Origin of the sequence: Pseudomonas sp. Q1-7 (assembly GCF_028010285.1) — a bacterium.
Taxonomy (GTDB): domain Bacteria; phylum Pseudomonadota; class Gammaproteobacteria; order Pseudomonadales; family Pseudomonadaceae; genus Metapseudomonas.
In genome coordinates this window covers 5,348,393-5,374,074 of the sequence record NZ_CP116304.1, presented here as the reverse complement: position 1 = coordinate 5,374,074, position 25,682 = coordinate 5,348,393, and the positions used below count along the sequence as shown (strand labels likewise).

Genomic DNA, 25,682 nt, shown 5'->3' with positions numbered 1-25,682 from the left:
AGTTTCGGGAGCCCAGCATGCAGACTTTGTATCCGGAGATAAAACCCTACGCCCGGCACGAACTCGCGGTGGATGCGCCGCATGTGCTGTACGTGGATGAAAGCGGCACGCCGGAAGGCCTGCCGGTGGTGTTCATCCATGGCGGGCCGGGGGCCGGTTGCGACGCCATGAGTCGGCGCTTCTTCGACCCGAACCTGTACCGCATCGTCACCTTCGACCAGCGCGGCTGCGGCCGTTCCACGCCCCATGCGAGCCTGGAGAAGAACACCACCTGGGACCTGGTGGCCGACCTGGAGCGTATTCGCCAGCACCTGGGGATCGACAAATGGGTGCTGTTCGGCGGCTCCTGGGGCTCGACCCTGTCCCTGGCCTACGCCCAGGCCCACCCGGAACGGGTGCTCGGTCTGATCCTGCGCGGCATCTTCCTGTGCCGCCCGGAAGACTTCCATTGGTTCTACCAGGAAGGCTGCAGCCGGATGTTCCCGGATTACTGGGAAGATTACCTGGCGCCCATCCCGGCCGAGGAGCATGGCGACCTGATGCAGGCCTACTACAAGCGCCTCACCGGCCCGGACCAGATCGCCCAGATGCACAGCGCCAAGGCCTGGTCCACCTGGGAGGGCCGCACCGCCACCCTGCGCCCCAGCGCGCCGGTGGTGGAACGCTTCAGCGAGCCCATGCGCGCCCTGTCCATCGCCCGCATCGAATGCCACTACTTCGTCAACAACGCCTTCCTCGAACCCAACCAGTTGCTCCGCGACATGCCGCGCATCGCCCACCTGCCGGGGGTGATCGTGCATGGCCGTTATGACGCCATCTGCCCGCTGGACAATGCCTGGGCGCTGCACAAGGCCTGGCCCAACAGCGAGTTGCAGATCGTCCGCGACGCCGGCCATGCCGCGTCCGAGGCCGGCATCACCGACGCCCTGGTGCGGGCCACCTACCAGATGGCCCGCCGCCTGCTGAACATGCTGCCGGAGGAAGACGCCTGATGAAGGCCCTGCTGCAACGGGTCAGCGCGGCGCGGGTCGAGGTGGAAGGCGAAGTGGTCGGCGCCATCGACCAGGGGCTGCTGGTGCTGGTGGGCGTCGAGCCCCAGGACAGCGAGGCCAGCGCCGACAAACTGCTGCACAAGCTGGTCAACTACCGGGTCTTCGCCGATGCCGAGGGCAAGATGAACCTGTCCCTGGGTGCCATCGGCGGCGGCCTGCTGCTGGTGTCCCAATTCACCCTGGCGGCCGATACCAACAGCGGCCTGCGCCCCAGTTTCTCCAGCGCGGCTTCGCCGGCCCTCGGCGAGGCGCTGTTCGACTACCTGGTGCGCCGGGCCCGCGAGAAGCATCCACAGGTCGCCACGGGGCGCTTCGGTGCCAACATGCAGGTGCACCTGGTCAACGACGGTCCCGTCACGTTCCTGCTCGAAAGCTGAGCTGGCCCGATATCTGCTAGCTGCGACTCGCCATCCACGGAGCGGGGCGTTAGCATGCGCGCCATGCCCCGTCGTCCGTGGGCTGCACAACAACAACGAGCTGCCCCATTAGGAGAAAGAATTGAAAAAGTTTCTTGCATCCCTGCTGTTCGCCGCCAGTGCGCTGACCGGCATGGCCCACGCCGGCATGGTGGACGACGCTGTCAAGCGCGGCACCCTGCGCGTCGGCATGGACCCGACCTACATGCCCTTCGAAATGACCAATAAGCGCGGTGAGATCATCGGCTTTGAAGTCGACCTGCTGAAAGCCATGGCCAAGTCCATGGGTGTCAAGCTGGAGCTGGTGTCCACCAGCTACGACGGCATCATCCCGGCCCTGTTGACCGACAAGTTCGACATGATCGGCTCCGGCATGACCCTGACCCAGGAGCGCAACCTGCGCATCAACTTCTCCGAGCCCTTCATCGTGGTCGGCCAGACCCTGCTGATCCGCAAGGAGCTGCAAGGCGAGATCAAGTCGTACAAGGACCTGAACGACGCCAAGTACCGCATCACTTCCAAGATCGGCACCACCGGCGAGATGGTCGCCAAGAAACTGATCGCCAAGGCCCAGTACCACGGCTTCGACAATGAACAGGAAGCGGTGATGGACGTGGTCAACGGCAAGGCCGACGCCTTCATCTACGACGCCCCGTACAACGTGGTAGCAGTGAACAAGGCCGGCGCCGGCAAGCTGGTGTTCCTGGAAGAGCCCTTCACCTTCGAACCCCTGGCCTTCGGCCTGAAGAAGGGCGACTACGACAGCCTCAACTGGATCAACAACTGGATGAACCAGATCCGCCACGACGGCACCTACGATCGCATCCACACCAAGTGGTTCAAGAAGAACGACTGGCTGAAAGAAATGGAATAAGCCCGGCGGCGGCCCCAAGCCCCCTGCTGGCAGCGACAGGCCCGGCCCACAAGGCCGGGCCTGCCTTTTGTCCCCGCCATGAGCGAGATTTCCCGTGACTAGAAAGCATCGCCGCACCTGGCCCTGGCACATCCTGACCGGCTTCATCCTGGTCGTGACGGGCTGGGGCCTCTGGTACTCCACTTCGCTGATTTCCTACGAATGGCGCTGGAACCGCGTCCCGCAGTACTTCGTCTACCAGGCGGAGGAAGCCCAGCGCGCCGCCGACTACGGTACCGTCAGCGCCATCGCCGAGGCCGGCGACATGGCCCGCGTCACCCTGACCGCCGAGGGCGGCGACGAGCAGGTGCTGGAGGTGGCTCGCGACAGCCTGCAGGTCAGCCAGGGCGACGACGTATCCGAGGGCGATGCGATCGGCGTGACCCGCCACTGGGCCGCCGGTCCGCTGCTCTGGGGCCTCTGGACCACCCTGTGGATATCCGTGGTGTCCGGTGCCTTCGGCCTGCTGATCGGCCTGTTCACCGGCCTCTGCCGCCTGTCCGGCAACCCCACCCTGCGCGACCTCTCCACCGTCTATGTCGAGTTGGTGCGCGGCACGCCGCTGCTGGTGCAGATCTTCATCTTCTACTTCTTCATCGGCACCGTGCTGAACCTCTCCCGCGAGTTCGCCGGGGTCGCCGCGCTGGCGCTGTTCACCGGCGCCTATGTCGGCGAGATCGTTCGCGCCGGCGTGCAGTCCATCGCCCGTGGCCAGAACGAGGCCGCGCGCTCCCTGGGCCTGACCGCCGGCCAGTCCATGCGCCACGTGATCCTGCCGCAGGCTTTCAAGCGCGTGCTGCCGCCGCTGGCCGGCCAGTTCATCAGCCTGGTCAAGGACACCTCCCTGGTGTCGGTGATCGCCATCACCGAGCTGACCAAGAGCGGCCGCGAAGCCATCACCACCTCGTTCTCCACCTTCGAGATCTGGTTCTGCGTGGCCGCGCTCTACCTCGTCATCAACCTGCCGCTGTCGCAAATCGCCAGCCGTCTGGAGCGGAGGCTCGGGAAAAGTGATTGAAGTCCGTAACCTGCTGAAAGTCTTCGATGCCCGCGGCCATGAAGTGCGGGCTGTGGATAACGTCACCACCACCGTGAAACGCGGCGAAGTGGTGGTGGTGATCGGACCCTCGGGCTCCGGCAAGTCCACCTTCCTGCGCTGCCTGAATGGCCTGGAGGAGCTGGATTCCGGTTCGGTGAGCATCGACGGCGTCGACCTCGCCAACCCCAAGACCGATGTGAACGCCTACCGCCGTGAAGTGGGCATGGTGTTCCAGCACTTCAACCTGTTCCCCCACATGACGGTGCTGGAGAACCTCTGCCTGGCGCAGAAGGTCGTGCGCAAGCGCGGCAAGGCCGAGCGCGAAGCCAAGGCCCAGGCGCTGCTGGCCAAGGTGGGCATCGCGCAGAAGGCCAACGAATTCCCTTCGCGCCTCTCCGGTGGCCAGCAGCAGCGCGTGGCCATTGCCCGCGCCCTGTGCATGGACCCCAAGGTGATGCTGTTCGACGAGCCCACCTCGGCGCTGGACCCGGAAATGGTCGGCGAGGTGCTGGACGTGATGAAGCAACTGGCCCAGGAAGGCATGACCATGGTCTGCGTCACCCACGAGATGGGCTTCGCCCGCGAAGTGGCCGACCGGGTGCTGTTCTTCGATCACGGCAAGCTGCTGGAAGATGCACCTCCCGCGCAGTTCTTCGCCCAGCCTCAGGACCCGCGTGCGCAGAACTTCCTGCGCCAGGTGCTCTGACAGGGCGGTTGGCAGGCGGAAATTCCCACTTGCGGAACCCCGGACCACCCTCGGCCAGGCCCCGTAGGAGGGTGCGGGCGGCGTTCCGCTAGAGCGAAGCGAAACCCATCACGACGGGGCGATGGGTTTCGTGCCTCTACCCATCCTACGTTCTGCCCCATGCCACCTCCCTTGTGGGGGCGAATTCATTCGCTTGGGGCAGCGCAGTGGTCCCCGATGGCACCAGGGTAGGCCTGCGGTCCGCCCAGCGATTGAAATCGCCCCCACAGAAGCGCGTTGATACCGTGCTCAGTGCAGCGGCGTTGCCGGCTGCAGCTCGTTCTCTTCCAGCCAGTCCTGGGCCAGCTCGCGCAGGCGCGCGGCCTCGTAGCCATGCCAGGCTTGCAGCAGCACCGGATATTCCATCAGCGCATGGCGGAAGCTACGCGCCGGCTTGCGGCCCGCGAGGGCCTGCTGCAGGGCGGAATAGGCGTGGGGGTGGACCACCTCGTGAAGGAATTCCTGCATCAGGCGCAGTTCGTCGGCCTGGCCGAGGGGTTCCACCAGCAGGAAACGCTCCGGCTCTTCCCGCAGCAGGTTTTCCAGTTCGGGGTCGGCGTCCTCTTCGGGGATCAGCAGCACCTTGCCGCTGAGCAGGTCGAGGTAGTGATCGAGGCCGGCAGTGTTGAGGGCGAAGGCGAGCTGGTCGAGGTCGATGGTCAGCGGGCGCATGGCTCAATCTCGATGTCGGAAGGATGCCGTCAGCCTACGCCAGCGACACGCTTCAGAACAGCCGGGCGAGCAGCGCGGTAACCGCCGTCTCCACGCGCAGGATGCGCTCACCGAGCTGGACCGGCTGCAGGCCGGCCGCGCCCAGTTTCTCCACCTCGTAGGGAATCCAGCCGCCTTCCGGGCCAATGGCCAGGGTAATGGCCCGATCGACCGCACGGGGGCAGGGCGGGTAGTCGCCCGGATGGCCCACCAGCCCCAGGGTGTCGGTAGCGAGTTGCGGCAGCCGGTCTTCGACGAAGGGCTTGAAGCGCTTCTCGATGATCACCTCGGGCAGCACGGTGTCCCGCGCCTGTTCCAGGCCGAGGATCAGTTGCTCGCGGATGGCCGCCGGTTCGAGGAAGGGGGTCTGCCAGAAGCTCTTTTCCACCCGGTAGCTGTTGAGCAGCACCAGGCGGGGCACGCCCATGGCGGCGACGGTCTGCAGCACGCGGCGGAGCATCTTCGGCCGGGGCAGGGCCAGCAGCAGGGTGATGGGCAGCTTCGCCGGCGGCGGCTGGTCGAAGCCGACCTCCAGCTCCGCGCAGTTCGCGTCCAGACGCAGCAGGTGGCCCTGGCCCATCTGGCCGCCGAGGCGACCGATCCGCAGGCTGTCGCCCGCCTCGGCGCGATGGACTTCATGCAGGTGCTTCAGGCGCCGACCCTCCAGGCGCACCCGGTCCGCCGCGATGAAGTCGGCGTCTTCGAGAAGCAGCAGGTTCACGGGCGGGCGACGGGCGGCTGGTCGCCGGGCTCTTCGACGTCGTCGTCTGGGTGGGCGCTACGCTTGCGGATCAAGCCGCCGCAGAACACGCCCACCTCGAACAGCAGCCACATGGGTATGGCCAGCAGGGTCTGGGAGAAGATGTCCGGCGGGGTGAGGATCATCCCCACCACGAAGCAGCCGATGATGACGTATGGACGGATGCGCTTGAGGTAGGCCACGTCCACGACGCCTATCCAGATCAGCAGCACCACGGCCACCGGTATCTCGAACGCCACGCCGAAGGCGAAGAACAGCGTCATCACGAAGTCGAGGTAGCTGGCGATGTCGGTCATCATCGCCACGCCTTCGGGGGTCACGCTGGCGAAGAAGTGGAAGACCAGCGGGAACACCAGGAAGTAGGCGAAGGCCATGCCGCTGTAGAACAACACGATGCTGGAAATCAGCAACGGCAGGGCGATGCGCTTCTCGTGCTTGTACAGGCCGGGCGCGATGAAGCCCCAGACCTGGTGCAGGATCACCGGCATGGCGAGAAACAGCGCTACCACCATGGTCAGCTTGAACGGCGTGAGGAAGGGCGAGGCCACGTCGGTGGCGATCATGGTCGCGCCTTCCGGCAGGTATTGGCGCAGCGGCGCCGAGACCAGGGTGTAGATCTTCTGGGCGAAGTAGAACAGGCAGGCGAAGATCAGGAAGATCGCCGCCACGCAGCGCAACAGGCGCGTACGCAGTTCGGTGAGGTGCGAGACCAGGGGCATTTCCTGGTCCTGTTCCGGCTTCTGGTCGCTCATGGGGTGCGGGACGGCTGTTGCGGTTCGGTGGGGGCCGCGGCGGTTGCGCTCGCTTCGTTCGTCACGGGGATGGACGGTTCGGCGGGCGCGCCCTGGCCGGGCGGGTTCGGTGCGTCCGTGCCTGCGGCGGGCGCGGTGGGTGCGGCCGGTGCCGGGCTGGCGGAAGCGCTTGGCGCCGACATGTCGCCGTCAGGCTTTGGATTGGAGAGCAGGGATTCGGCCGTGGGCGGCACGATGCTCTCCTTGATCTGCTTCTCCAGCGCCATGATGTGTTCGTTATGCAACTGGCGACGAATCTCGTCGGCGCCGATCTCGCGCTCGACCTCGGTCTTGATCGTGTTGAAGCTGCGTTTCAGGCGGCCGATCCACAGGCCGGCGGTGCGTGCCGCGCCGGGCAGCCGCTCGGGCCCGAGCACCAGCAGGGCGATCAGGCCGATCAGCAGGAGTTCACCGAAGCTGATACCGAACATGGGGCGTCAGTCCTTGCGGGTCACCGGGTCCTGAACCTTCTGCGCCTGGCCGTCGATGGTATGCGGCGGGTTCAGCGGGGCGCCGGACTGCTGGGCGGTGGTGTTCTGTTCGGGGGCCTTGTCGCCTTCCTCGGTGTTCATCGCCTTGCGGAAGCCCTTGATGGCTTCGCCGACGTCGGAACCGAGGTTCTTCAGGCGCTTGGTGCCGAAGACCAGCACGACGACGATGAGAATGACCAGCCAGTGTTTCCAGTCGAAGATGCCCATGGTGTGTTCCTCTTGATTGTCGTTGTCAGGCGGAGGGCTGGCGGGCGGCCTTTTCGGCGTGCCCGGACAAGCCGAAGCGACGGTCCAGTTCATCCAGCACGGCCTGGGGGTGCTGGCCGAGGGCGGCGAGCATGACCAGGCTGTGGAACCAGAGGTCGGCGGTTTCGTAGATCAGGTCGCTGGCGTCGCCACCGGCGGCGGCGTCCTTGGCGGCCAGGATGGTTTCCACTGCCTCTTCGCCGACCTTCTCCAGGATCTTGTTCAGGCCCTTGTGGTACAGGCTGGCGACGTAGGAGCTGTCGGGCGCGGCGTTCTTGCGCTCCTCCAGCACTTCGGCCAGGCGGGTGAGGGTATCACTCATGGCTGTGTCCTGCGGCGTAGATGGCATGCGGATCCTTGAGCACGGGGTCGACGGTCTTCCAGCCGCCGTCCTCGTAGACGCGGTAGAAGCAGCTTTCCCGGCCAGTATGGCAGGCGATGCCGCCGAGCTGTTCGACCGACAGGATGATGACGTCGGCATCACAGTCCAGGCGCAGCTCGTGCAGGCGTTGCACGTGGCCGGATTCCTCGCCCTTGCGCCAGAGCTTGCCGCGGGAGCGTGACCAGTAGATGGCGCGGTTCTCGGCGACGGTGAGGGCGAGGGCTTCGCGGTTCATCCAGGCCATCATCAGTACCCGGCCCGTTTCGTGGTCCTGGGCGATCGCCGGCACCAGGCCTTCGGCATTCCAGTTGATCTCTTCCAGCCAGTCTTTCATCGGGTCATCCACAACGTGGCCGGTCACGTGGAGCCGGCGCTCAGATTCGAAATAGTGTGCCAGTGCCACTCCGGGCTGGCTATCGGCGCAGCACCAGATAGAGACCGCCGGCCAGCATCAGCCAGCTCGGCCAGGTGTCGGCGCTGGGCGCCAGGCCCTGGCTGGCAGCGCCGGCGATCAGCAGGGCGCCGAGCAGGCGGGCCGGCCAGCGGGCGTCATCCGGTTGCACGGATTTCTGCGCGGCGCCGGCGGGCACGGCCAGACGCTCCAGGGCGTCGCGGGCGATCTGCGACAGGTGCGGCACCTGCTCGGCCTGCTGCTGCAGGTTACGCAACAGCTGCAGCGGGTTCACCCGCTCGCGCATCCAGCGTTCCAGGAAGGGCTGGGCGGTGGTCCAGAGATCCAGGTCCGGGTAGAGCTGGCGGCCCAGGCCCTCGATGTTCAGCAGGGTCTTCTGCAGCAGCACCAGTTGCGGCTGGACTTCCATGTTGAAGCGGCGGGCGGTCTGGAACAGGCGCAGCAGCAGCTGGCCGAAGGAAATGTCCTTCAGCGGCTTTTCGAAGATGGGTTCGCAGACGGTGCGGATGGCTGCTTCGAAGTCGTTGACCTTGGTTTCCGGCGGGACCCAGCCGGAGTCGATGTGCAGCTGTGCCACACGACGGTAGTCGCGCTTGAAGAAGGCGATCAGGTTGCGCGCCAGGTAGTCCTGGTCCTCGGGGGTGAGGCTGCCGATGATGCCGCAGTCGATGGCAATGTACTGCGGGTTCCAGGGCTGGCGAGTGGCGACGAAGATGTTCCCCGGGTGCATGTCGGCATGGAAGAAGCTGTCGCGAAACACCTGGGTGAAGAAGATTTCCACGCCGCGCTCGGCCAGCAGCTTCATGTCGGTGCGCTGGTCGGCGAGGGTGGCCAGGTCGGTCACCGGAATGCCGTAGATGCGTTCCATCACCAGCACCTTGGGGCGGCACCAGTCCCAGTAGACCTGGGGCACGTAGAGCAGCGGAGAACCGTCGAAGTTGCGTCGCAGCTGGCTGGCGTTGGCGGCCTCGCGAAGCAGGTCGAGCTCGTCGTAGATGGTTTTTTCGTAGTCACCCACCACCTCCACCGGGCGCAGGCGGCGGGCGTCGGCGGATACGCGCTCGGCCAGGCGGGCGAGGAGGAACAGCCAGGCGAGGTCCTGGCGGATGATCGGCCGCAGGTTGGGGCGGATCACCTTCACCACCACTTCTTCGCCGCTCTTCAACTGGGCGGCGTGGACCTGGGCCACCGAGGCCGAGGCCAGGGGCTCGACGTCGAAGCGGGCGAATACCTGACTGACCTTGGCACCGAGTTGCTCCTCGATGCGCGCCACGGCCTTCTCGGGGGAGAACGGCGGCACCCGATCCTGCAGGCGCGCCAGTTCGTCGGCGATGTCCGGCGGCAGCAGGTCGCGGCGTGTGGAGAGCAGTTGGCCGAACTTGATGAAGATCGGTCCGAGGTCTTCCAGGGCCAGGCGCAGGCGCGCGCCACGGGACTGGGTCAGTGCCTTGCGCGGCAGCCAGCGCCAGGGCAGGAGGACGCTCAGCGCGCGCAGCCACCAGGGCAGCGGCAGTTCGAGCAGCAGGTCATCGAGGCGGTAGCGGATGACGACCTGCTGGATGCGCAACAGGCGGCGGGCGGCGAGGAGCTTCATGCGTCGGGTTTGCTTCTCTGGTTCAGGCGCTCGACACGGGCATCGAGGCGGTCGAGGGCGAGCTTGAGGCGGTCCAGTTCGGCGAAGCGCGCGTCGGCCTCGCGGCGGCCCACCAGGGTGCGCGATTCCTCGGCCAGGTAGTCGGCGAGGTTCTGCCGCAGGCTGTCCAGGCCCTGTCCTGCCCAGCCCGCGCGGCTCTTCAGGTGGCCGGCGAGCAACTGGGTGCCGACCGGGCCGAGCCAGCGCGACAGTTCGTACTCCCAGTCCAGTTCGAGGTCCTGGAGGATGGCGGCCAGTTCCAGCAGTGCGGCGCTATCGCCTTCCAGGGTGACCTCGGCGCTATGCAGGACGGCGGTTTTCTCTTTCGTGGTGGCGAGTTTCAGTAGGCTGGAGGCTGGCGCGCGCAGGCGGCAATCGGCGGGGGCCGACCAGTGGGCGGAGAGTCTCAGGCCGTCGCCGCCGGGCAGCAGGAACAGGGTCAGCTCCGGGTTCTGGCAATCGACTTCGATGACACTACCTTCCAGCCTGGTCATGCGCGGCAGCGCGGTGCTGTCCAGGGTCAGCACCCGGTTGAGGCCGAGTTCGATGCCGGCGAGCAGCGCCTGGGTCAGCATCAGGGCTTGATACCGCGGTGCAGGGCGACGATGCCGCCAGTCATGTTGTGGTAGGTGACGCGCTCGAATCCGGCCTCGGCCATCATCGCCTTGAGGGTTTCCTGGTCCGGGTGCATGCGGATCGACTCGGCCAGGTAGCGGTAGCTCTCGGCGTCGTTGGTGATCAGCTTGCCCATCAGCGGCAGCAGGCTGAAGGAGTAGGCGTCGTAGGCCTTGGACAGCAGGCCGCTGGTGGGCTTGGAAAACTCCAGCACCAGCAGGCGACCGCCCGGCTTGAGCACCCGCAGCATGGAGCGCAGGGCGTCGTCCTTGTGGGTGACGTTGCGCAGGCCGAAGGCGATGGTGACCGTGTCGAAATGGTTGTCGGGGAAGGGCAGCTTCTCGGCATCGGCCTGGACGAAGCTGACGTTGCCGGCCACACCGCTGTCCAGCAGTTTGTCGCGGCCCACCTTGAGCATGGAGGCGTTGATGTCGGCCAGCACGACTTCGCCGGTCGCGCCCACCAGGCGCGAGAACTGCCGGGTGAGGTCGCCGGTGCCGCCGGCGATGTCCAGCACGCGGTTGCCCGGACGCACGCCGGACAGCTCGATGGTGAAGCGCTTCCACAGGCGGTGGACGCCAGCGGACATCAGGTCGTTCATCAGGTCGTACTTGGCCGCCACCGAGTGGAAGACGTCAGCGACCTTGTCGGCCTTCTGGCTTTCGGGAACCTGCTGGTAGCCGAAGTGGGTCGTGGGTTCGGCGTCGTTGCCTTTGCGCGGATCGTTCATGTCGCTGCCACCGGAATTGAATGGCGGCCATTCTAATGCCGGCGCCCGGCTTTGTCTTGGCGGTGGATGGCGAGGGGTGCGGCCGGGGCCCGCGCGGGCTGGTATAGTCGCGCGACCAAAGGCCGCAGCTCAGGAGTCGCCCATGGCGCGTATTCATGTAGAACGTTCCCACAGCCTCGGTCGCGAGGCCGTCCGGGAGAAGGCCGAGAGGCTGGCCGAGCGTCTGGCCCGTGAATACGACGTGCGTTACCAGTGGCGCGGCGACACCCTGGAGTTCAAGCGCAGCGGCGCCGACGGCGCAATCGAAGTGAGTGACGCCCGGGTGCGCGTGGAGGTCAAGCTCGGCCTGCTGCTGTCGGCACTGAGCGGCAGCATCAAGCGCGAGATCGAGAAGGCGCTGGACGAATACCTGGTTTGAGTGGCCAGGCCCGTCGGCAATGACCCTCTTGCGGGTTGGCGCTGAGCGTGCGAATCCCAACGATTCCGATGCGCCGCCCCTTGCTGGGCCTCGCTCCGCCCGGCACCAACCTCCGGTCCGAGCGCGACGACTCCGTGGCTAGTATGCGGTTTCTAATTTTCATCGCTACCTTGCGCTCAAGTCCTGCAAAGGACGAGTCCTCCAAACTTCTGCGTGAGGTGTGCCATGGCCAAAGTAGCCGTCAAGAAGAAAACCGAGAAAGTCGAAAGCAAGTCCACCGTCCTTGCCGATGCGAAGCTTTACGCTCGCAAGATCTGGCTGGCTGGCCTGGGGGCCTATGCCAAGGTCGGCGCCGAGGGCGTGGACTATTTCAAGGAACTGGTGAAGGCCGGCGAAGGCGTCGAGAAGCAGGGCAAGAAGCTGGTGGATCAGCAGGTCGAGGCCGCCAACAGCCAGTTCGACAATGTGAAGAGCAGCGTCAGCGGCGTGAAGGAAAAGGTCGAAGTGCAGTTCGACAAGATCGAGAAGGCATTCGACAGTCGTGTCGCCAGCGCACTCAACCGCATCGGCATTCCCTCCCGGCAGGATGTTGAGGCACTCTCTGCTAAGCTTGATGAGCTGAGCGCGTTGCTCGAGCACGTCGCGCGAACCAAATAAGGAGAGCAGGATGGCTGGCAAGAAGAAAACCGATAAAGACACCAACTCCTGGATCGGCGAGATCGAGAACTACTCGCGCCAGATCTGGTTGGCTGGCTTGGGGGCCTACTCGAAGATCAGCAACGACGGCTCCAAGCTGTTCGATACGCTGGTCAAGGATGGCGAGAAGGCCGAAAAGCAGGCCAAGACCGAGGTGGACAAGCAGGTGGGCGCGGTGAAGTCGAAGGTGGGCTCCCGCGTGGGTTCGGCCAAGTCCAAGGTCGAAGAGGTCAAGGGCAAGGCCATCGGCAAGTGGAGCGAGCTGGAAGAGGCTTTCGACAAGCGTCTGAACAGTGCCATTTCCCGTCTCGGCGTGCCCAGCCGCAGTGAGGTGAAAGACCTGCAAGGCAAGGTGGATGCCCTGACCAAGCAGCTCGAGAAGCTCGCTGGCGTGTCGGCCAAATCGGTCAAGCCAGCCGCCAAGCCGGCTGCCAAGGTTGCGGCCAAGCCTGCCGCCAAAGTGGTCGCCAAGCCGGCGCCCAAGGCTGCTGCCGCCAAGCCCGCTGCGAAGCCGGCCGCCGCTGCCAAACCGGCTGCGAAGGCCGCGAAACCGGCATCTGCCGCCAAGCCCGCCGCAGCGAAGCCCGCTGCCAAGCCCGCTGCCGCTGCCAAACCGGCCGCGGCGAAGAAGCCGGTCGCGAAGAAGCCCGCTGCGCCCAAGGTCGCCAAGCCCGCCGCGCCGGCTGCGAGCCCTGCACCCGCGGCACCGGCTGCCGCTGCTGCTCCGGCAAGTGCGGCCCCGGCGGCGCCGGCCACTCCGCCGACCAGCCAGTCCTGAGTCGTGTCGATATGACGAAAACGCCCGGCTTGTCCGGGCGTTTTCGTTTCAGGCTTCCAGATAGCGCCTGGCCAGTTGTTCGGCGGCGTGTCGCGAGCCGGGCCGCAGGTGCGGCGCCACCAGCATCATCACCTGATAGACCACCAGGCGGATCTCGCCGCTGCTGCCCAGCACCCGCTGGTAATCGAGTGAGAACAGCAGGGTCAGGGTGATCTGTTCCACCAGTTGGCCGAGGGCCTCGGTATCACTGACCAACTGCTGCTCGGCCTTGAGCCGGGCCAGCAGCGCGGCCAGGGTGCGCTTGAGGTGGTTGAGCCAGTTGCGCATCCCCCGCGCCAGCTTCGGCAAGCGTCCGGCGAGATTGGAGAGGTCCTGGAACAGGAACCGGTACTGCGCCAGGCGCTCGACGATCAGGTGCAGGAACAGCCAGTAATCCTCAGCGTCGAGGCGCGCGTCGTCAGGTGGGTCGAGCAACGGCGCCAGCTGTTCCTGGAAACGCTCGAACAGCGCCATCACCAGCGGTTCCTTGCCGTGGAAGTGGTAGTAGAGGTTGCCGGGACTGATGCCCAGTTCAGTGGCGATTTCCAGCGTGGTGACATTGGGTTCGCCGTTGCGGTTGAACAGTTCGAGGGCGCATTCGAGGATGCGGTCGCGGGTCTTCATCCAGGGTTCTTGTCAGGCTTTCCGGGGTCGGGTGAAGGGCCGGCCGGACGACAGGTCCGGCCGGTCCGTTGGGCTCAACGTACGTGCACGTAAGTGCCGGGCGCGGCCTCCATGGGTGGGTAGTCCTGGTTGCCCAGGGCCATGATGGTTTCCCGCTGTTCGCCGGCACGCTCCTGAATCCAGCCCAGCCACTGCGGCCACCAGCTGCCCTGCACATGCTTGGCATCGTAGTACCAGGCGCGCGGGTCGGAGCTCAGCTTGCCGTTCTCGTAGTAGTTGGCCTTGGGGTTGCCCGGCGGGTTGAGGATGCTCTGGATATGCCCGCTGTTCGACAGCACGAAGCGACTATCCCCGCCCAGCAGCAGGGCGGAGCGGTAGACGGCGTCCCAGGGGGTGATGTGGTCGTTGATGCCGGCCACGCTGAAGCTGTCCACCGTGACCTTCTGCAGGTCGATGGGGGTGCCGCAGATCTCCAGGCCGCCGCTGCGGGCGAGCGGGTTGTGCTTGAAGAAGTCCAGCATGTCGCCGTGCAGCGCGGCGGGCAGGCGGGTGTTGTCGTTGTTCCAGTAAAGAATGTCGAAAGCCGGGGGTTCGCGGCCCAGCAGGTAGTTGTTGACGAAGTAGTTCCACACCAGGTCGTTGGGGCGCATCCAGGCGAACACCTTGGCCATGGCCTTGCCCTCCAGCACGCCGGCCTGGTACGAGCGGCGTTTGGCGGCTTCCAGGGTCTGCTCGTCGGCGAAGAGCACGGCGGGGCTGTCGACCTGGCTGTCCAGCAGGCTGACCAGGTAGCTCGCGCTGCTGACCTTGCGCATCTGCCGGCGCGCCTGCAGGTGGCCTTGCAGGGCGGCGATGGTGAGGCCGCCGGCGCAGGCACCCAGCAGGTTAACTTCCTTGCTGCCGGTAATGGCGCGGCAGGCCTCGAAGGCTTCCTCCAGGGCTTGCACGTAGGTGGACAGGCCCCATTCGCGATGGCGCGCGTCCGGGTTGCGCCAGCTCACCATGAACACCTGCAGGCCGTTCTTGAGGGCGTACTGGACGAAGCTCTTATCCGGGCTGAGGTCGAAGATGTAGTACTTGTTGATCTGCGGCGGCACCACCAGCAGGGGGCGCAGGTATTGCTTCTCGCTCATCGGCTTGTACTGGATCAGCTCCAGCAGCTCGTTGCGGAAGACCACCGCGCCGGGGGTGACGGCCAGGTTGCGGCCGATCTCGAAGGCGTGCTTGCTGACCTGGCTGGGCATGCCGTCGTTGTGCAGCAGGTCGTCCAGCAGGTGGCTCATGCCCTTGATCAGGCTGAGGCCGCCGGTATTGAAAAGCTCCTTCACCGCCAGTGGATTGAGCAGGCTGTTGGTTGGCGCGAGGGCGTCGCTCAACTGGGCCAGGACGAAGCGCGCGCGGGCGCGGTCGTCGTCGTTGAGATCGCTTTCATCGATCCAGGCGCTGAGTTGCTTCTGCCAGGCGAGATAGACCTGCAGGCCACGGCGATAGAAGGGGTTGTGCTGCCAGGACGGATCGGCGAAGCGGCTGTCCTGCGGATTGGGCTGGTACAGGGTATCGCCGAGCAGTACGCGGCTGACCTGGCTGCCGAAGGCGAACACGTGTCGCGCGCTGTGCACAGGGTGCCGCAATCCTTGCAGCGCCAGGTTGCGTACGGTGGAGAACAGATCCTTGCCGCGCAAGCCGACGATGGCGTTCTGCGCATTCATGAAGGCGGCAGGTACCGGCAAGGTGCCCGGGATTTGTTTTTCTCGCATGGGGCAACGCTCCGTATTCGGTCCGTGGTCAGGAGGTCTACAGCAAGGGTTGTACCATCAGAAGCACGAAGTGCATTCCAGACTATCGCGGGCAGAATTCAAGTCGATGACAGCATGCACCGCGCTGGAACGGGGTGCCGGCCGTCGCCCCACAAGGGAGCGCCTTGCCCTTCAACCGGTTCGCAGCGGCATCGCCTGGGGGTGGATCACGGCCCGTTGGCGCTCTTCGGCGAGGAATTTCATGATGATCGGCGCCACGGTCTCGGCGCGGGTCACCAGGAACAGGTGGCCGTCATCGATTACGTGAAGTTCCGCGTTGGGAATGCGCCAGGCCAGCAGACGCATGTTCACCAGCGGGATGATCGGGTCGTCGTCGCCGGCCAGCACCAGGGTCGGCTGGCGGATACGGTGCAGCCAGTGGATGCTGGTCCAGCCAAGCCCGGCGAACAGCTGCCAGTAGTAGCCCATCTTGCCGGAGGAGCGCACTTTGCTGGCGTGCGCCAGGGCCAGCCTGGGGTCGCGACGGAAGGCGCCGCCATAGATGTCCGGGGCGATGTGCACGCCGTAGGAGGGCTGGATGTAACGCCGCGGACTGGCCATGCGCCAGAGCACCTTGGGTTTGCCCGGCACCATCACGGCGCCCGCCGAGGTGGCGGCGAGGATCAGCTTCTTGCAGCGTTCCGGGTAGTCGTGGGCGAACTGCTGGGCCAGCGCGCCGCCCCAGGACACGCCGATGGCGCTGACCTGGCCGTAATCCAGGTAATCCAGCATGCGTGCCGCCAGCTTGGCCAGGCCGGAAAAGCGATAGGGCGTGCTGGGGGTGGACGAACCACCGACGCCGGGCACGTCGAAGGCAATCACTTCCAGGTCCGGGTCCAGGGCGTGGACGAAGGGGAACACCAGCTCGAGGTTGGCGCCGATGCCGTTGAAGATCAGCAGCGGTGTCATGTGCGACTGACCGGGGCGGACGGCGGTACGGATGGTCTGGCCGTCCAGCTCGATGGTTCGGAATACGAAAGGTAGCGGCATGCGCGAAGCCCTATTGATTAGAAAACCGGGAGAAGCCTTCGGCGACTCCTCCCGAATCCGCCAGGCCGTGCCTGGACGGCGCCCCCGGCGATTGCCGGCGGCGCACAGGGCACATCCCGGTGCCGGGGGCAGTGGTGCGCAGGGCGCAATCTTTCATCGCTCGTGCACATAGGTGCCGGGCGACGCTTCACCGGCCGGGAAGGCCTTGTTGCCCAGGGTGAAGTTGGCTTTCTTGGTCTTGCCGGAACGCTCGCCGATCCACTGCTGCCAGTGCAGCCACCAGGAATCGGCGTGCTTGGTGGCGTTCTCCAGCCAGACCTTCGGGTCCTCCGGCATATCGCTGCTGGTGGAGAAGCGCGCCTTGGGATTGCCCGGCGGGTTGAGGATGCTCTGGATGTGGCCGCTGTTGGACAGCACGAATTCGCACTTGCCACCCAGCAGGCGCGCCGAGCGGTAGCAGGCTTCCCAGGGGGTGATGTGGTCAGTGGTGCCGGCCACGCAATAGAAGTCGACAGCTACCTGCTTGAGGTCGATGGGGGTGCCGCACACCTCCAGGGCGTTGGGCCGGGTCAGCGGGTTGGTCTTGAACATTTCCACCAGCTCGCCGTGCAGTGCGGCGGGCAGGCGCGTGGTGTCGTTGTTCCAGTAGAGGATGTCGAAGGCCGGCGGCTCGTTGCCCAGCAGGTAGTTGTTGACCCAGTAGTTCCAGATCAGGTCGTTGGGGCGCATCCAGGCGAACACCTTGGCCATGTCCTTGCCCTCCAGCACGCCGGCCTGATAGGAGCGGCGTTTGGCGGCTTCCAGGGTCTGCTCGTCGGCGAACAGGGCGACCTGGGTGTCGAGGTTGAAATCGAGCACGCTGACCATCTGGGTGAAGGCGTTGACCTTGTGCTCGCCGGTGGCCTGGTAGTGGCCGAGCAGGGCGACCGTGGTGATGCCGCCGGAACAGGCGCCCAGGATATTCAGGTCCTTGGCGCCGGTGATTTTCAGGACAGCGTCGATGGCTTCCTTGAGCGCGTCGATGTAGGTCGACAGGCCCCATTCGCGCTGGGCCTTGGTCGGGTTGCGCCAGCTGACGATGAACGTCTGCAGGCCGTTGCGCAGGCAGAAGCGCGCCAGGCTTTTCTCCGGCGACAGGTCGAAGACGTAGAACTTGTTGATCTGCGGCGGTACCACCAGCAGCGGGCGCTCGTGCACGCTTTCGGTGATGGGCTGGTACTGGATCAGCTCCAGCACGTCGTTGCGGAAGACCACCGCGCCTTCAGTGGTGGCGAGGTTCTTGCCGACCTCGAAGGCGTCCATGTTCACCTGGCTGGGCATGCCGCCATTGTTCACCAGGTCCTTGGCCAAGTGGGACAGACCGTCGAGCAGGCTCTTGCCGCCGGTCTCGAAGAAACGCTTGACCGCAGCCGGGTTGGCCATGCTGTTGGTGGGCGCCATGGCTTCGGTCATCAGGTTGATGACGAAATGCCCGCGGCTGGAGTCCTGTTCGGAGAGGTTGCTCTGTTCGATCCAGCTGTGCAGCTCCTTGCGCCAGGCGAGGTAAGTCTGCAGGTAACGTTTGTACAGCGGGTTCTGGCTCCAGGCCGGGTCATTGAAGCGGCGGTCATCGGCTTCCGGTTGCAGGCCGGACTGGCCCAGCAGAACGTTTTTCAGCTCCAGGCCGAAATGAGCCACGTGCTTGGCACTGTGGAAAGGTTGCTTGATGGCCTGCAGCAGCACCATCCGCGCAGAAGACAGCAGGTCCTTGCCGCGGATCCCTATCACCGGATTGAGGTTCAGGGTGTTGTCCGAGGCTTGGCGCTGCAGGTCTTCGTTGTTCTTGTTGCTCATCTACGACGCTCCATTGTCCTGAGTCGAGCAGCGCACGGGCGGAACGGCGCGCTGACTGGCTCGGGTTACCGGGAAGGCGAAGCGAACTTCGCGTATTTCTCTGTATCTGGCGATGCCAAATGCATGGACCCTGCCAGAACTTGGTTACCCGAGTTTGTCAGTTTGCGCAAGCCGACCGCAGAGACTTCGCTGCAGCGGGAGTATGTCGCGAGCAATTAGAAAATACGCCCTAACCTTGGGCGGCGTGGGCGGGAGTGGGGCGCGGCCTGCACCGCATCAGAGCATCAGCCGGACCACTGATTCGTCCGGATCGCGAGAGCGGCCGGCAGCCTCGAGCTCCCGCAGGTAGTCGTTCCACAACTCTTCCTGGCGAGTAGCCAGTTGGTAGAGGTAGTCCCAGGTGAAGAGGCCGCTGTCGTGGCCGTCGTCGAAGGTCAATTTCAGGGCATAGTTGCCGGCCGGCTCCAATCCGCTCAGGCCGACATTCAGCTTGCCGTACTGGAGGATGGGCTTGCCGTGGCCTTGAACTTCCGCCGAGGGCGAATGCACGCGCAGGAACTCCGCGCTGAGGCTGTAGCGCTCGTCCGGGCCGTACTCCAGTTCCAGGGTCCTGGAGGCCTTGTGCAGTTTGATGGCGCTGGGAATGCGCATGTCAGGAATCTCCAGAAGCATGCAGCCGGCGGGGTGCCGGCTGCATGCAGTGTGCACCTGTCAGAGGATGTAGCGCGACAGGTCTTCGTCCTGGGCCAGCTCGCCGAGGTGGTTGTTGACGTAGGCGGCGTCGATGCGGATCGGCGTTTCGTCGTGCTGAGCGGCCAGGTCGCCGGCGCTGAAGGACACCTCTTCCAGCAGGCGCTCGAGCAGGGTGTGCAGGCGGCGGGCACCGATGTTCTCGGTCTTTTCGTTGACCTGCCAGGCGATCTCGGCCAGACGCTTGATGCCGTCCGGCGCGAACTCGATATTCAGGCCTTCGGTCTTCAGCAGCGCGCTGTACTGCTCGGTCAGCGAGGCATGGGGTTCGGTGAGGATGCGTTCGAAGTCTTCTGGCGACAGGGCCTTGAGTTCGACGCGGATCGGCAGGCGGCCCTGCAGTTCCGGCACCAGGTCGCTGGGTTTGGCCAGGTGGAAGGCGCCGGAGGCGATGAACAGGATGTGGTCGGTCTTCACCATACCCAGCTTGGTGTTCACGGTGCAGCCCTCGATCAGCGGCAGCAGGTCGCGCTGCACGCCCTCGCGGGAGACATCGGCGCCACCGACATTGCCGCGCTTGGCCACCTTGTCGATCTCGTCGATGAAGACGATACCGTTCTGCTCCACCGCTTCCAGGGCGGCGGCCTTGAGTTCTTCCTCATTGACCAGGCGCGCGGCTTCTTCGTCGCGCACCAGCTTCATGGCTTCCTTGACCTTCAGCTTGCGGCTCTTGTGCTTGCCCTTGCCGAGGTTGGAGAAGAGGTTCTGCAACTGGTTGGTCATTTCCTCCATGCCGGGCGGGGCCATGATCTCCACGCCGGCCGGGGATTCGGCCACTTCGATGTCGATTTCCTTGTCATCCAGCTGGCCTTCGCGCAGGCGCTTGCGGAACAGTTGGCGGGTGTTGGAATCCTCGCGTGGCTGTTCGTCGCCAAAACCGCTGCGGGCCTGGGGCAGCAGAGCGTCGAGGATGCGCTCCTCGGCGGCGTCCTCGGCGCGGTAGCGCACGCGGTGCATTTCCTGTTCGCGCATCATCTTCACCGCGGCGTCGGCCAGGTCGCGGATGATGGATTCGACGTCGCGGCCGACATAGCCCACCTCGGTGAACTTGGTGGCTTCGACCTTGATGAAGGGCGCATTGGCCAGCTTGGCCAGGCGGCGGGCGATCTCGGTCTTGCCGACGCCGGTCGGGCCGATCATCAGGATGTTTTTCGGCGTCACCTCGGCGCGCAGCTCGGCGGGCAGCTGCATGCGCCGCCAGCGGTTGCGCAGGGCGATGGCGACGGCGCGCTTGGCGTCATCCTGGCCCACGATGTGGCGGTTGAGTTCGTGGACGATTTCGCGGGGCGTCATGGACATGAAAAGTGCTCCAGTGCAGGACGGCGGCCTCACTCGGCGCTGTCCAGCTCCTCGATGGTCAGGTTCTGGTTGGTGAACACGCAGATGGAGCCGGCGATGTTCAGGGCGGTCTCGGCCACTTCGCGGGCGGACAGCTCGGTGTTGTGTTGCAGCAGCGCCATGGCGGCGGCCTGGGCGAACCCGCCGCCCGATCCCATGGCGATCAGCCCATGCTCGGGTTCGACCACGTCACCGTTGCCGGTGATGATCAGCGAGGCGTCCTTGTTGGCGACCGCGAGCATGGCTTCCAGGCGGCTCAGGGAGCGGTCGGTACGCCAGTCCTTGGCCAGCTCGACGGCGGCGCGGACGAGATGGCCCTGATGTTTTTCCAGCTGGCCCTCGAAGCGCTCGAAGAGGGTGAAGGCGTCGGCGGTGGCGCCGGCGAAGCCGGCCAGAACCTGACCGTGGTAGAGACGACGGACCTTGCGGGCGTTGCTCTTCATGACGGTGTTGCCGAGGGAAACCTGGCCGTCGCCGCCCATGACGACTTTGCCGTTGCGGCGAACTGAAACGATGGTGGTCAAGGGAGAGTCTCCACGCAGCGGGGCGAAATGCCCGAATGGAAACTCAGATGGGGGGCCTGGTCCGGCTTTTCAACCGGACCGGGCAATCAAGCGCTCAACGGCTTTGGCGCTGCTGTAACAGCAGATTGCTGAAACCGCTGCCGGCCAGTTGTTTCTGCGCCGAGGCGAGCTGCTCGCGGTTGGCGAAGGGGCCGACCAGCACGCGGTACCAGGTTTCCTCGCGGACAGTGCCGGATTCCACCTGGACGTTCTGGCCGAGCAGGATGATCTGTGCGCGGACCCGGTCAGCGTCGTCCCGTGTGCGGAAGGAACCGGCCTGGAGGAAGAACTGGTTGGTGACCGGCGCCTTGGCCACCACGGGCGGCGGGGGCGGGGTCTCGCCATTCAGGGCGGCCTGGGCACGCGCGGCGTCGATCTTGGCCGCTTCTTCAGGCGTGACCGGCTTCTGCGCGGCTGGTGGAGGCGGCGTTTCCTTCGGTGCTGCCTCCGGCGGCACGATGACCTCCGATTCCGGCAGGAGCGTGTAGAAGTCGTACTTCGGCTTGGCCGGCTCCTGGGGCGGCGCGGCGGTCGGCCTGCCCTGGGCCTTGCCTGCATCGTTGCCGGCCTTGCCGCTCGTGGCTTGCTCGGGCTTGGCCCGGCGGACTTCGTCGCGGCCGGGTTCGAGCTTGTTCAGGAACATCACGAAGCCACCGATGACCAGTCCGATGGCCAGCCAGACCCAGCCGGGCACCGGTTTCTTGGCCGGCGCCTGGTAGCGGCTGGCCCCGCGCTTGGGTGCAGCTTTCTTCTTCGCCATAGTCCGTTACATGCGTTCGAGGGTTTGCAGGCCGAGCAGTTCCAGGCCCTGCTTGAGGGTGCGGCCGGTCAGCGCGGCGAGGCGCAGGCGGCTTTGCCGGGTGGCCTGGTCCTCGGCGGTGAGGATCGGGCAGTTCTCGTAGAAGCTGGAGAACAGGCCGGCCAGGTCATAGAGGTAGGCGCAGAGGAGATGCGGCACACCCTTCTCGGCAACGTTGCCGAGGGTGTCGGCGAACTGCGCCAGCTTGGCGGCCAGGGCCTGTTCCTGTTCGGCCACCAGTTCAATCTGGCCGTCCACTTCGCCGAAGTCCTTGCCCAGCTTGCGGAACACGCTGGCCACGCGGGTGTAGGCGTAGAGCAGGTAAGGGGCGGTGTTGCCTTCGAAGCTCAGCATCAGGTCGAAGTTGAAGCTGTAGTCGCTGGTGCGGTGCTTGGACAGATCCGCATACTTCACCGCGCCGATGCCCACGGCGCGGGCGATCTGCCGCAGTTCCGCCTCGTCCAGTTCGGGATTCTTGCCTTTGACCAGGTCATAGGCGCGCTGCTCGGCTTCGTCCAGCAGGTCGATCAACTTCACCGTACCGCCGTCGCGGGTCTTGAAGGGGCGGCCATCGGCGCCGTTCATGGTGCCGAAGCCCATGTGCTCCATGTCGAAGGAGGCAGGTACGAAGCCGGCCAGGCGGGCGGCGGCGAACACCATCTGGAAGTGCAGGGCCTGGCGCTGGTCAACGAAGTAGAGGGCGCGGTCGGCCTTGAGCACATTGGCGCGGTAGCGGGTGGCGGCCAGGTCGGTGGTGGCGTAGAGGTAGCCGCCGCCGGCCTTCTGCACGATCAGTGGCAGGGGATTGCCTTCGGCGTTCCTGAATTCGTCCATGAATACGCAGAGGGCGCCGTCGCTCTCGGTGAGCAGGCCCTTGGCGCGCAGGTCTTCGACCACCTTGGGCAGGTCGTCGTTGTAGGCGCTCTCGCCTTTCACGTCGGCCATGCTGAGCTTCACGCCCAGGCGGTCGTAGACGGCCTGGCAGTGGCTCAGCGAAATATCGTTGAAGCGGGTCCACAGGCTCAGGCAATCGCGATCGCCCGCCTGGAGCTTGACCACCAGCTCGCGGGCGCGGTCGGCGAACTCGCTGGATTCGTCGAAGCGTTTCTTCGCGGCCCGGTAGAAGGATTCCAGGTCCGAAAGCTCGGCGTCGCTGCCCACCGGCTGTTCCTGCATATAGGCCAGCAGCATGCCGAACTGGGTGCCCCAGTCGCCCACGTGATTCTGGCGGATGACGGTATCGCCGAGGAACTCCAGCACGCGCGCCACACCGTCGCCGATGATGGTGGAACGCAGGTGGCCGACGTGCATTTCCTTGGCCAGGTTCGGCGCCGACAGATCCACGATGACCCGTTGCTGCGGGCCGTTCTTGCGCACGCCGAGGTGTTCGTCGGCCAGCGCGTCTTCCAGGCGCTGGGCCAGGGCCTGGGTGTTCTGGAAGAAGTTGAGGAAGCCGGGGCCGGCGATTTCCACCTTGGCCACCTGGTCATCCTGGGGCAGGGCGGCGATGAGCCTTTCGGCCAGGTCGCGCGGCTTCATGCCAGCCGGCTTGGCCAGCATCATGGCGATGTTGCTGGCGAAATCGCCGTGGCTCTTGTCCTTGGTGTTTTCCACCTGAATGGCCGGGCTGACGCCTTCGGGCAGCACGCCCTCGTTGGCGAGACGGGTCAGGGCTTGCTGGATCAGCTGGCGAATGGTGTCTTTCATCTTCTGCTCTTCCGGCCGCCCCGAAGAGGGCTGGCGCTGGTTGAAAACTGTGCATTATCGGCGGCCTGCTGCCGCAGCTTCAAGTTTTAAGCGGCGAGCCGCAAGGACCGATCGGTGCTATCGGTCGGGCGGTCGCCCTAGAACAGGTCTATGGGGTCGACATCCAGCGACCAGCGCACTGTCCGACCACCGGGCAACTGCTCCAGGGCCTGGCTCCAGGGTGTCAGGAGGCGGTGCAGTGGCGCACGCGCACTGGCCTGCAACAGCAGTTGTGCGCGATAGCGGCCGGCGCGGCGCTCCATGGGGGCGGGCACCGGACCCAGCAGCTCGACGCCATTGACGCCCGTCTCGGCCAGTTGCTGCTCGGCTTCGGCGCAGGCGCTGTCGAGGAACGCCTCCGCCTGGCCCGGCTTGTGGGCCTCGGCGCGTAGCAAGGCGAGGTGGGCGAAAGGGGGCAAGCCAGCGGCGCGGCGCTCGGCAAGGGCCTGCTCGGCGAAGGCGAAGTAGCCTTGCTCAGTGAGCTGCACCAGCAGCGGATGCTCGGCCAGGTGGGTCTGGATGATCACCTTGCCCGGCTCTTCCGCCCGTCCGGCGCGGCCGGCGACCTGGACGATGAGCTGGGCCATGCGCTCGCTGGCGCGGAAGTCGGCGGAAAACAGGCCGCCGTCGGCGTCGAGGATCGCCACCAGGGTGACGCGGGGGAAATGGTGCCCCTTGGCGAGCATCTGGGTCCCCACCAGGATGCAGGGCTCACCACGGTGGATGGTGGTGAACAGCTTGTCCATGGCGTCCTTGCGTGCCGTGCTGTCGCGGTCGATGCGCAGAACCTGTGTCTTCGGGAAGAGGATCGCCAGGCGTTCTTCCGCGCGCTCGGTTCCGGCGCCCACCGGCCGCAGGTCGACCCGCCCGCAGTCGGGGCAGCAGGCCGGCTGGCGTTGCGTATGGCCGCAGTGGTGGCAGCGCAGTTCGTTGTGGCGCTGGTGCAGCGTCATCCGCGCATCGCAGCGCGGGCATTGGCTGATCCAGCCGCAGTCGTGACACAACAGGGTCGGGGCGAAGCCGCGGCGATTGAGGAACACCAGCACCTGCTGGCCGGCCGCCAGGGTCTGCGCGATGGCCTGCTGCAGCGGCATGGAAATGCCGGAGTCCAGCGGCAGGCTTTTCACGTCCAGGCGCAGGAAGCGCGGCTGCTTCGCACCGCCGGCGCGTTGGGTCAGGCGCAGCAGACCGTAGCGGCCGGCGTGGGCGTTCTGCAGGCTTTCCAGCGACGGCGTGGCCGAGCCCAGGAGGACCGGGATGTTCTCCTGGCGGGCGCGCACCAGGGCCAGGTCACGGGCGTGGTAGCGCAGGCCCTCCTGCTGCTTGTAGGAGGCGTCGTGCTCTTCGTCGATGATGATCAGGCCAGGGTTCTTCAACGGGGTGAAGAGCGCCGAACGGGTACCGATGACGATATCGGCTTCGCCATCGCGAGCGGCCAGCCAGGCATCCAGGCGTTCGCGGTCGTTCACCGCCGAGTGCAGCAGGGCGATCCGCGCGTTGAAGCGGCGCGAGAAGCGCTCCAGGGTCTGCGGGCCGAGATTGATCTCGGGAATCAGCACCAGGGCCTGTTTGCCGGCTTCCAGGGTCTGGCGGATCAGTTGCAGGTAGACCTCGGTCTTGCCGCTGCCGGTGACCCCAGCCAGGAGCAAGGCGTTGAAGGCGCCGAAGGACGCGTGAACCGCGTCGAAGGCGGCGCGCTGCTCCGGATTGAGCGGCAGCTCCGGCTGGGCCAGCAGCGGGCCATGTCGCTCGCTGGAGGCATGGCGACGCACTTCCGTCCGCACCAGGCCCTTGTCCAACAGGATGTCGAGGCTGTCCTTGTTCAGCTGCAACTGGCCGAGCAACTGGTGCGCCACGCCGTGGGGGTGCTGGGCCAGGGTGGCCAGGGCCTGGCGCTGGCGCGGCGCACGGGCCAGCCGCGGATCGTCGGCGCTGGCACCGGGCACGGCATGCCAGAAACGCTCTTGCCGCGCCTCGGCGGGCTCGCCTTGGCGAAGCAGCACCGGTAGGGCCCAGCTCAAGGTGTCGCCGAGGCTGTGCTGGTAGTACTGGGCTGTCCACAGGCACAGCTTGAACAGCGTCGGCGGCAGGGGCGGGCGGTTGTCCAGCAGCTCAATGGCGGGCTTGAGCTTGTCCGCCGGCACTTCGCTGTGCTCGGCCAGCTCCACCAGGACACCGATGATCTCGCGCCGGCCGAAGGGCACCCGCAGCCGCACGCCTGGTTGCAGGGCGGCACGGGGCACCCCGGCGGGCGCGCGGTAGTCGAACAGACGGCGCAAGGGCGAGGGCAGGGCGAGGCGCAGGATGGGGGCGTCGGGCAAGCGGGCGGTCCCTTCGGAAAAGGCGCGATCTTAGCATGGCGCTGCGCGACGGCCG

General features: G+C 65.8%; 28 protein-coding genes. 8 read left to right on the top strand and 20 right to left on the bottom strand.

Annotation, left to right across the window (positions count from 1 at the left end; genetic code table 11):
- Positions 1-17: 17 nt before the first annotated feature.
- From pip to PJW05_RS24770, 5 genes are all read left to right on the top strand, one after another.
- Positions 18-992 (top strand): prolyl aminopeptidase, encoded by a 975-nt coding sequence (pip, locus tag PJW05_RS24790; RefSeq protein WP_271409579.1) that lies wholly within the window; start codon positions 18-20, stop codon positions 990-992.
- Positions 992-1,429 carry a D-aminoacyl-tRNA deacylase gene (dtd, locus tag PJW05_RS24785; RefSeq protein WP_271409578.1) on the top strand — a complete coding sequence of 146 codons (438 nt, stop codon included), beginning with the start codon at positions 992-994 and terminating at the stop codon, positions 1,427-1,429. The genes pip and dtd overlap by 1 nt, the downstream gene beginning before the upstream one ends.
- Positions 1,430-1,550: 121 nt before the next feature.
- Positions 1,551-2,342 carry a transporter substrate-binding domain-containing protein gene (locus tag PJW05_RS24780; RefSeq protein ID WP_271409577.1) on the top strand — a complete coding sequence of 264 codons (792 nt, stop codon included), beginning with the start codon at positions 1,551-1,553 and terminating at the stop codon, positions 2,340-2,342.
- Between the two features lie 94 nt (positions 2,343-2,436).
- Positions 2,437-3,399: an amino acid ABC transporter permease gene (locus PJW05_RS24775; protein WP_271409576.1), complete on the top strand. Its 963-nt coding sequence runs from the start codon at positions 2,437-2,439 to the stop codon at positions 3,397-3,399.
- The gene (locus tag PJW05_RS24770) at positions 3,392-4,126 is read left to right on the top strand and encodes an amino acid ABC transporter ATP-binding protein (RefSeq protein ID WP_271409575.1); all 735 of its coding nucleotides are present in this window, start codon (positions 3,392-3,394) and stop codon (positions 4,124-4,126) included. Before PJW05_RS24775 ends, PJW05_RS24770 begins: the two co-directional genes overlap by 8 nt.
- Before the next feature lie 288 nt (positions 4,127-4,414).
- Here the strand turns inward: PJW05_RS24770 and PJW05_RS24765 are convergent, their stop codons facing one another.
- From PJW05_RS24765 to ubiE, 10 genes are all read right to left on the bottom strand, one after another.
- A complete protein-coding gene (locus tag PJW05_RS24765) occupies positions 4,415-4,837 on the bottom strand; it encodes a UPF0158 family protein (RefSeq protein WP_271409574.1) in 423 nt (140 codons plus the stop codon).
- A gap of 52 nt (positions 4,838-4,889) precedes the next feature.
- Positions 4,890-5,597 carry a 16S rRNA (uracil(1498)-N(3))-methyltransferase gene (locus tag PJW05_RS24760; RefSeq protein ID WP_271409573.1) on the bottom strand — a complete coding sequence of 236 codons (708 nt, stop codon included), beginning with the start codon at positions 5,595-5,597 and terminating at the stop codon, positions 4,890-4,892.
- Entirely contained in the window at positions 5,594-6,388 is a 795-nt protein-coding gene (tatC, locus tag PJW05_RS24755; protein ID WP_271409572.1) for a twin-arginine translocase subunit TatC, read from the bottom strand. Before tatC ends, PJW05_RS24760 begins: the two co-directional genes overlap by 4 nt.
- Positions 6,385-6,858 (bottom strand): Sec-independent protein translocase protein TatB, encoded by a 474-nt coding sequence (gene tatB / locus PJW05_RS24750; protein WP_271409571.1) that lies wholly within the window; start codon positions 6,856-6,858, stop codon positions 6,385-6,387. Before tatB ends, tatC begins: the two co-directional genes overlap by 4 nt.
- Before the next feature lie 6 nt (positions 6,859-6,864).
- A complete protein-coding gene (locus PJW05_RS24745; RefSeq protein ID WP_271409570.1) occupies positions 6,865-7,125 on the bottom strand; it encodes a twin-arginine translocase TatA/TatE family subunit in 261 nt (86 codons plus the stop codon).
- A gap of 25 nt (positions 7,126-7,150) precedes the next feature.
- Positions 7,151-7,486 (bottom strand): phosphoribosyl-ATP diphosphatase, encoded by a 336-nt coding sequence (locus PJW05_RS24740; protein ID WP_271409569.1) that lies wholly within the window; start codon positions 7,484-7,486, stop codon positions 7,151-7,153.
- Positions 7,479-7,880: a phosphoribosyl-AMP cyclohydrolase gene (gene hisI / locus PJW05_RS24735; protein WP_271409568.1), complete on the bottom strand. Its 402-nt coding sequence runs from the start codon at positions 7,878-7,880 to the stop codon at positions 7,479-7,481. The genes PJW05_RS24740 and hisI overlap by 8 nt, the downstream gene beginning before the upstream one ends.
- Before the next feature lie 79 nt (positions 7,881-7,959).
- Positions 7,960-9,552, bottom strand: a complete 1,593-nt coding sequence (gene ubiB / locus PJW05_RS24730) for a ubiquinone biosynthesis regulatory protein kinase UbiB (protein WP_271409567.1) — start codon at positions 9,550-9,552, stop codon at positions 7,960-7,962.
- Complete coding sequence (locus tag PJW05_RS24725; RefSeq protein WP_271409566.1) at positions 9,549-10,166, bottom strand: ubiquinone biosynthesis accessory factor UbiJ; 618 nt, start codon at positions 10,164-10,166, stop codon at positions 9,549-9,551. The genes ubiB and PJW05_RS24725 overlap by 4 nt, the downstream gene beginning before the upstream one ends.
- Complete coding sequence (gene ubiE, locus PJW05_RS24720; protein ID WP_271409565.1) at positions 10,166-10,936, bottom strand: bifunctional demethylmenaquinone methyltransferase/2-methoxy-6-polyprenyl-1,4-benzoquinol methylase UbiE; 771 nt, start codon at positions 10,934-10,936, stop codon at positions 10,166-10,168. The genes PJW05_RS24725 and ubiE overlap by 1 nt, the downstream gene beginning before the upstream one ends.
- A 142-nt stretch (positions 10,937-11,078) precedes the next feature.
- On the opposite strand from ubiE, the gene PJW05_RS24715 reads away from it, so the two are divergent.
- The 3 genes from PJW05_RS24715 (at position 11,079) to PJW05_RS24705 (ending at position 12,828) form a co-directional block, all read left to right on the top strand.
- On the top strand, positions 11,079-11,354 hold the full coding sequence (locus tag PJW05_RS24715) for a polyhydroxyalkanoic acid system family protein (RefSeq protein WP_271409564.1): 276 nt from the start codon (positions 11,079-11,081) through the stop codon (positions 11,352-11,354).
- A gap of 225 nt (positions 11,355-11,579) precedes the next feature.
- A complete protein-coding gene (locus PJW05_RS24710; RefSeq protein WP_271409563.1) occupies positions 11,580-12,011 on the top strand; it encodes a phasin family protein in 432 nt (143 codons plus the stop codon).
- A 10-nt stretch (positions 12,012-12,021) separates the two neighbouring features.
- Positions 12,022-12,828, top strand: a complete 807-nt coding sequence (locus PJW05_RS24705) for a phasin family protein (RefSeq protein ID WP_271409562.1) — start codon at positions 12,022-12,024, stop codon at positions 12,826-12,828.
- Between the two features lie 48 nt (positions 12,829-12,876).
- Here the strand turns inward: PJW05_RS24705 and PJW05_RS24700 are convergent, their stop codons facing one another.
- The 10 genes from PJW05_RS24700 to PJW05_RS24655 all read right to left on the bottom strand — a co-directional run bounded on the left by PJW05_RS24700 (position 12,877) and on the right by PJW05_RS24655 (position 25,627).
- On the bottom strand, positions 12,877-13,491 hold the full coding sequence (locus tag PJW05_RS24700; RefSeq protein ID WP_271409561.1) for a TetR/AcrR family transcriptional regulator: 615 nt from the start codon (positions 13,489-13,491) through the stop codon (positions 12,877-12,879).
- A 74-nt stretch (positions 13,492-13,565) separates the two neighbouring features.
- A complete protein-coding gene (gene phaC / locus PJW05_RS24695) occupies positions 13,566-15,248 on the bottom strand; it encodes a class II poly(R)-hydroxyalkanoic acid synthase (protein WP_271409560.1) in 1,683 nt (560 codons plus the stop codon).
- Between the two features lie 171 nt (positions 15,249-15,419).
- Positions 15,420-16,277, bottom strand: a complete 858-nt coding sequence (phaZ, locus tag PJW05_RS24690; RefSeq protein ID WP_271409559.1) for a poly(3-hydroxyalkanoate) depolymerase — start codon at positions 16,275-16,277, stop codon at positions 15,420-15,422.
- A gap of 153 nt (positions 16,278-16,430) precedes the next feature.
- On the bottom strand, positions 16,431-18,110 hold the full coding sequence (gene phaC / locus PJW05_RS24685) for a class II poly(R)-hydroxyalkanoic acid synthase (protein ID WP_271409558.1): 1,680 nt from the start codon (positions 18,108-18,110) through the stop codon (positions 16,431-16,433).
- Between the two features lie 276 nt (positions 18,111-18,386).
- A complete protein-coding gene (locus tag PJW05_RS24680) occupies positions 18,387-18,761 on the bottom strand; it encodes a DUF971 domain-containing protein (RefSeq protein WP_271409557.1) in 375 nt (124 codons plus the stop codon).
- 60 nt (positions 18,762-18,821) lie between these two features.
- Positions 18,822-20,159, bottom strand: a complete 1,338-nt coding sequence (hslU, locus tag PJW05_RS24675; RefSeq protein ID WP_271409556.1) for an HslU--HslV peptidase ATPase subunit — start codon at positions 20,157-20,159, stop codon at positions 18,822-18,824.
- A 29-nt stretch (positions 20,160-20,188) separates the two neighbouring features.
- The gene (gene hslV / locus PJW05_RS24670; protein ID WP_271409555.1) at positions 20,189-20,722 is read right to left on the bottom strand and encodes an ATP-dependent protease subunit HslV; all 534 of its coding nucleotides are present in this window, start codon (positions 20,720-20,722) and stop codon (positions 20,189-20,191) included.
- Positions 20,723-20,816: 94 nt separating this feature from the next.
- A complete protein-coding gene (locus PJW05_RS24665; protein ID WP_271409554.1) occupies positions 20,817-21,521 on the bottom strand; it encodes an SPOR domain-containing protein in 705 nt (234 codons plus the stop codon).
- Positions 21,522-21,527: 6 nt separating this feature from the next.
- Positions 21,528-23,267, bottom strand: coding sequence for an arginine--tRNA ligase (argS, locus tag PJW05_RS24660; protein WP_271409553.1), 1,740 nt, complete (start codon positions 23,265-23,267; stop codon positions 21,528-21,530).
- A 137-nt stretch (positions 23,268-23,404) separates the two neighbouring features.
- Complete coding sequence (locus PJW05_RS24655; RefSeq protein WP_271409552.1) at positions 23,405-25,627, bottom strand: primosomal protein N'; 2,223 nt, start codon at positions 25,625-25,627, stop codon at positions 23,405-23,407.
- Positions 25,628-25,682 lie beyond the last annotated feature (55 nt).